Annotated in this window: 6 protein-coding genes and 1 pseudogene; 5 read left to right on the forward strand and 2 right to left on the reverse strand. The window is 43.5% G+C overall.

The features are described from left to right. Window positions 1-693 precede the first annotated feature (693 nt). Window positions 694-1,095, reverse strand: coding sequence for a VOC family protein (locus tag RT018_RS11090; protein WP_312941917.1), 402 nt, complete (start codon window positions 1,093-1,095; stop codon window positions 694-696). A 49-nt stretch (window positions 1,096-1,144) separates the two neighbouring features. On the opposite strand from RT018_RS11090, the pseudogene RT018_RS15845 reads away from it, so the two are divergent. Then, window positions 1,145-1,285: pseudogene (locus tag RT018_RS15845) on the forward strand (PrgI family protein); the annotation flags it as partial. A 172-nt stretch (window positions 1,286-1,457) separates the two neighbouring features. Here the strand turns inward: RT018_RS15845 and RT018_RS11100 are convergent. Beyond that, a complete protein-coding gene (locus RT018_RS11100) occupies window positions 1,458-2,339 on the reverse strand; it encodes a LysR family transcriptional regulator (protein ID WP_312941920.1) in 882 nt (293 codons plus the stop codon). A 285-nt stretch (window positions 2,340-2,624) separates the two neighbouring features. On the opposite strand from RT018_RS11100, the gene RT018_RS11105 reads away from it, so the two are divergent. The 4 genes from RT018_RS11105 to RT018_RS11120 all read left to right on the forward strand — a co-directional run. Further along, complete coding sequence (locus tag RT018_RS11105; RefSeq protein ID WP_312941923.1) at window positions 2,625-3,317, forward strand: DUF554 domain-containing protein; 693 nt, start codon at window positions 2,625-2,627, stop codon at window positions 3,315-3,317. 290 nt (window positions 3,318-3,607) lie between these two features. After that, window positions 3,608-4,303, forward strand: coding sequence for a response regulator transcription factor (locus tag RT018_RS11110; protein WP_312941926.1), 696 nt, complete (start codon window positions 3,608-3,610; stop codon window positions 4,301-4,303). 6 nt (window positions 4,304-4,309) lie between these two features. Then, a complete protein-coding gene (locus RT018_RS11115; RefSeq protein ID WP_312942025.1) occupies window positions 4,310-5,233 on the forward strand; it encodes a HAMP domain-containing sensor histidine kinase in 924 nt (307 codons plus the stop codon). 126 nt (window positions 5,234-5,359) lie between these two features. Continuing rightward, a partial coding sequence (locus RT018_RS11120; RefSeq protein WP_312941928.1) for an ATP-binding cassette domain-containing protein occupies window positions 5,360-5,540 on the forward strand: 181 nt, incomplete at its 3' end.

Genomic DNA, 5,540 nt, shown 5'->3' on the forward strand with positions numbered 1-5,540 from the left:
GCATACTGATTGGATTAGGGATCGATAAAAAAGTTTCTTAGGGAAGTATTAAATCGCCCCGTTATGCTCCGTCCCTGACTGTGCATGACGTTCGCCGTGTCCGCATCTGCTACTCCGGCAACACCGCAAGTACCTGAATACAGCAAATTGATTTTTTATTCCAAACGCCGGTCTAGCAAGGTTGTTCAGGTTAAAAAATCTATAAAACATAACGATACATAGTAGGATTCACTGAATGAACAACATTAGGGAAAGCGGTATAGCCCCGCAGGGGTCATTGTTCAAGACAAGACCTTTTAAAGGAAATTTGTCCATATCCTATGATGCGAACTCCGATGTTGCTCCGTATGAAACGCTGGAGGAAGCTGGCTGGAATGCCAGAGGATGGGCTGCGCCCTGGCGCGGTGTAGTACCTTCAGACCGACCAAACGAGTTCTTGTGTCGGTGTATCTCAGCATTTGACGCTCTGTCTGAAGTTTTCGGCAGAATGTCTGCAGCTAAAGAGTAACATTGTGTGGATTGGAGGGAAGCGTTGCAAGATGCATTCTTCCAACAAAATTAAATTTAGCGAGCAGGCAGGCGATTTTTTAAACGCCTGCCTGCTCTTTTCACTATATTCTGAAGACAATCCAAACTCCAAGAGGACAACCTCTTTTCAAGACCCGAAGCCTTGCAGTTCAAGGCGCACTGATTTTACGGCCAAATGACAAAACAAAACGGATGTCCTGCCGGGTCAATCATTGTTGTCCATTTATCTTCGCCGTATTGCATCTTTGCTTTTACAGCGCCGCAGGAAATTGCATGTTGCACCGCTCGCTTCATCTGATCTCCGTCTTTCACCCTAAAATCCAAGTGAGCCATTTGTTGTGGAGCGTTCGGTTCTTCCGGCCATACCGGAGGGACATAATTTTCATTGAACTGAAACGCGATTTTGACGTTACCGGACGGGGAGGAAATATCTGCCCATTCTTCACCCTCGTCATAATTCCGTTTCCATCCCAACAGCCGAATATAAAAATCAGACAATACAGCAACGTCTTTGCAATCCAGCACGACAGCATCCAACGCAATTGGCAAAAAGTTTTCCATGTTCATACAAGGCATTCTCCAATCTCAGTTTTCTTTAGTGTACCACAAACGTTCTATTAAAGGAAATTCTTGGGGATACATTCCCGTTCGCAGGAACCTGACCGCCATGAAAATGAAGATCCTGCTCAGATTAACAACACGGCAATTAACCTGCTTCGGCGGTGGTGCGCTCATCGGCATCCCGCTTTTTTGCTTAAAGGACCACATAGGTGCTATGGGGTGCAGCGATGCGTAAACCTGATCATCGCCGCAGCGATTGGCATTACAGCAATCATAACTTGGATGACGCGCAGCCAAGCTTTGGTACAGTTCTCCCCTGCTTTACCTTTTGGGCTTCCCTCCATTTAAATTCAATACAAAGTTTCATTTTAATCCAAAGCTTGATTGATGATTGTTTTTGCACACTGAACAAATTTTTTTGTTGCAGGGGACGCATCTTTGAGAGAAGGCAGTACTATGCCAAGCTGACGTCTACATTCTGGCTCCAATGCCAAAGTCTGAACATTGCAATGTTTATATCCCTGAAGAACCATCTGCGGAAGTATGCTGCACCCCAAGCCTTGTCTGACCATTGCTATAATTGTGTAATCATCGGTCGATGAAAATTTCACATCAGGTAAAATATAATTTCGTTTAAAAATTTGTTGTACTTCACAATCAAAAGATTCCGAAAGCGTAATAAACGGGAGATGATTAAATCGCTGTATTGGAAAGACATCTAAATCCTTTATATCATATGTCGGCGGAAGAACTGCCATTAAGAAATCTTCGAATAATGGTATCCAGTCAGCTTCCATGCCTGTCGGATAGCTGCCAAACCCTACATCAATCAGCCCATTTTCTATTCCAGAAGACAACGCCTGGTTGCCGCCTTCAACCAATTCAATTGCGATATTCGGATAATCTGATTGAAACGCTTTTATAATGCGTGGCAACCAATTTACCGACATACTCGTAAATGTTCCTATTCGGACTTTTCCAATTTCGATTCCTTTAATAGAGGCTGCGACTTGCTCAAATTGTTCATTCCAATTAACTAGTTGCCTCAATGCAGAAATGATCTTTTTACCATCTTCTGTGGGAACTACCCCGTTCCTGTTTCTTATGAGAACAGGAAAGCCTAATTCTCTTTCGATAGCTTTAACCATATGACTTATACCCGACTGCGTATAGCCTAGATCTTCCCCGGCTTTTGTAATACTTCCGCAATCTATGACTCTTAATAGAGTTTCAAATTTTTTGGTATCCATGTTTCCTCCAAGCAGAGACATGCAGGGTTATCATGCTCCTAAGTAAAACGCTGCGTTTTACAATGCTGCTCATCTCTAGTAAAATAACAGCATGACAATCTCTCATGTAAATCGATAAATTGACAACAATTTTAATATCATCTGATTATACGTTTTTTTGCTTTTTAAAGCAATGTTTGATTATCTTGGCTTGAAGAAAAGGGCGGTTATCCCTTTGAGAATATTGAACGATGCCTGCATGGAAATACCGTCAGCGATTTGAAATCAAAATGAAAGGAATAAATTATGACTTTAACTGGCGTGTTTATAAATTCAATTGGTGTCTTCCTTGCAGGGCTTACAGGAAGTTTCTGCAAAAAGGGTATCCCAGAAAAAGTAAGAACCACTCTGATGATGGGCTTAGGGCTTTGTGTCTTATACATCGGTATCAGCAGTATTACAGCAGGTACCAGCATCATTATGATTGTTCTGTCAATTGCCATCGGTGCCGTGGTAGGAGAACGCATAGACATAGATGACAATCTGAATCGTATGGGAAAGGTGATGCAAAAGCATCTTACTTTTATTGGAAATGATAACATTGCTGATGGGTTTGTAGCTGGAACTCTTTTTGTTTGCGTCGGTGCCATGTCGATAGTTGGCGGCATCGAAAGCGGTACACAAGGTACATTTAATACTTTTGTTGCAAAAGCTCTTATAGATAGCGTAGTAATTTTTATAATGGCAACCACAAAGGGAATCGGTTGTTGCCTTTCTGCTTTTGTTGCTCTGATTTACCAAACAGCTCTTACATTATCCGCCAGCTTTATCGCCCAATTTCTAAATGCTACTATTACAAGTGAAATGTCACAAATCGGAGCGATTTTAATCGTTGGAATTGCACTGAATATACTTCAAATCACTCATATTAAGATTGGTAATTTGATATTATCGCCCTTCATGCCCATTTTGTTGCATCTGATAATAGCAATCGTATAAAAACTCTTACTGTGCTGCCTGTGGATGCAGTGCGTCCATCCGCAGGAACGAACAGATTGTAAAAAGGATCGCTGAGAAAAAACTCATTTGAAGTATGTTCAAATGAGCTTTTTGTCGTATAAGGGGTAATTCAATCGGAGTTTTCCCCCCCCTCTCCGTTTTAATCTGACAAAATTTCAATGACGGATCGCCAAGCTTGCCTGCATTCGATTTAACGATTATACTGAGGTATAGGCAAGTCCAAGGCCTAATGTTGACTCAATAAAGGCCGTAGAGTAGGAGGACTGAATTTGAACTACAAAATCTTAGTAATTGACGATGATAAAGAACTGTGCGCTTTAATTAAACAGAGCGTCGCTGCTGAGCGTATAGACGCAGACCATTGCTATTCCGGCGCAGACGCGCTCGCTATACTCCAAAAGAACAATTATCAGCTTATTCTTTTGGATGTGATGATGCCCGGAATAGATGGCTTTGAAACCATGGAGAGAATTCGACAGAAAAGCAGCGTCCCCATCCTGATGCTGACTTCCAAAAATGACAGCATATCAAAGATTCGCGGGCTACGCTCCGGCGCAGATGACTATCTGACAAAACCCTTTGATATGGAAGAACTGATCGCCCGCGTACTTTCTCTGATTCGCCGGTATACGCGGTTTAATATGACAGGAGAGCATTCCCAGCCGCTGACCTATCAAGGGCTAACCATTGATATGGACAGCCGGAGCGTCACCTCACAGAACGGGACATTTGAACTTCCTCTGAAGGAATTTGATCTGCTGCTGTTCTGCGCAAAAAACCAGGGGAAGATTTTGACGAAGCAGCAGATTTACGAAGAAGTCTGGGGCGAGTCTTATGTTTATGATGACAGCAATATTATGGCGATTATCAGCAGGCTCCGCAAAAAGATCGAACCCGATTCCGGTTCGCCCTGTTATATCCAGACGGTAAGGGGAATCGGATACCGATTCAACAAGGAGGTATAGGTGACTTTGATTCTAGATGTGACGTTGAGCCTGCTCTTATTTCTTGTTCTCTTTTTCTGCGCAATTTGTATGGGAAAGCTTTTCAGCATCAAGCGGCAGCTTCAGTACATGACGGACGCCCTGAATGACATTGACGCTGGGAATGGAAACCGCAGAATACTTGCCGTGGACAATGAGCTGACGGCCGATCTTTCCTACAAAATGAATGAAATTGTTACCCGTTACGAAGAACAGCTCTCCGTGCTTAGGGCGGCGGAAGAAACCAACCGTCATCTCATGACCAGCCTCTCCCACGATGTTCGGACACCGCTCACCACCTTGATCGGCTATCTGGACGCAGCACACAGAGGCGTTGTTGCCGGGCAGAAGCGCGAGGATTATCTGGAAACCGCAAGACGTAAGGCCCACGACCTGAAGGACTATATAGACGTTCTGTTTGATTGGTTCAAACTAAATTCCAGCGACTTTGCCTTATCCATCGAGCTGGTGGAGCTTGCGGAACTGACACGGAATATTTTAAAGGACTGGATTCCCATTTTTGAAGAAAAACATCTGGATTACGAAATTGAACTCCCGGAAAAACCATTATACGCGAAAGTTGATCTGGACGGATATACCCGTATCATCAACAATTTGGTCCAAAACGTCATCACCCATAGTCGGGCCTCGCAGATTAAAATAGCAATGGCACAAATTGAACGGGAGATTGAAATCAAGATCGCGGATGATGGGATAGGCATTGAGAAAGCAGATTTGCCGCACATCTTTGAACGACTTTATAAATGTGATAAAGGGCGCTCTGATAAAGGAAGCGGATTGGGACTGTCCATCGTCAAGCAGATGGCTGAAAAAATGAGCGGCAGGATAACCGTCCAAAGTGAGCCAAATCAATATACGGTTTTTACCATCTGCTTCCCGGTAAAGAATTGAGCAAATCCCTGTCTGCGGGCAGGGATCTCTTTTTGCTCTAATTGCAAGGAACATGCAAGGTTGCGGCAAGGTTTTTGCAAGGTTGACATGATACACTGGTTCCAATAATAAAAGGAGGCCGTGAAATTGAGTGATTTCATTATTGAAACAAAAAATTTAACCAAACAGTACGGTGCGCAAAAAAGCGTTGCCAATCTGAATATTCACGTAAAAAAAGGCCGCATTTATGGCCTGCTGGGGCGAAACGGCGCTGGAAAAACCACGACGATGAAGATGTTGTTAAGCCTGACGCAGCCGACCTCCGGTG

Origin of the sequence: Oscillibacter sp., from assembly GCF_032060045.1 — a bacterium.
Lineage (GTDB): Bacteria > Bacillota > Clostridia > Oscillospirales > Oscillospiraceae > Oscillibacter.

Coding starts and splice junctions, on each gene's coding strand:
- RT018_RS11090 (WP_312941917.1), bottom strand. CDS start 1,095: ATGAACATGGAAAACTTTTTGCCAATTGCGTTGGATGCTGTCGTGCTG.
- RT018_RS11100 (WP_312941920.1), bottom strand. CDS start 2,339: ATGGATACCAAAAAATTTGAAACTCTATTAAGAGTCATAGATTGCGGA.
- RT018_RS11105 (WP_312941923.1), top strand. CDS start 2,625: ATGACTTTAACTGGCGTGTTTATAAATTCAATTGGTGTCTTCCTTGCA.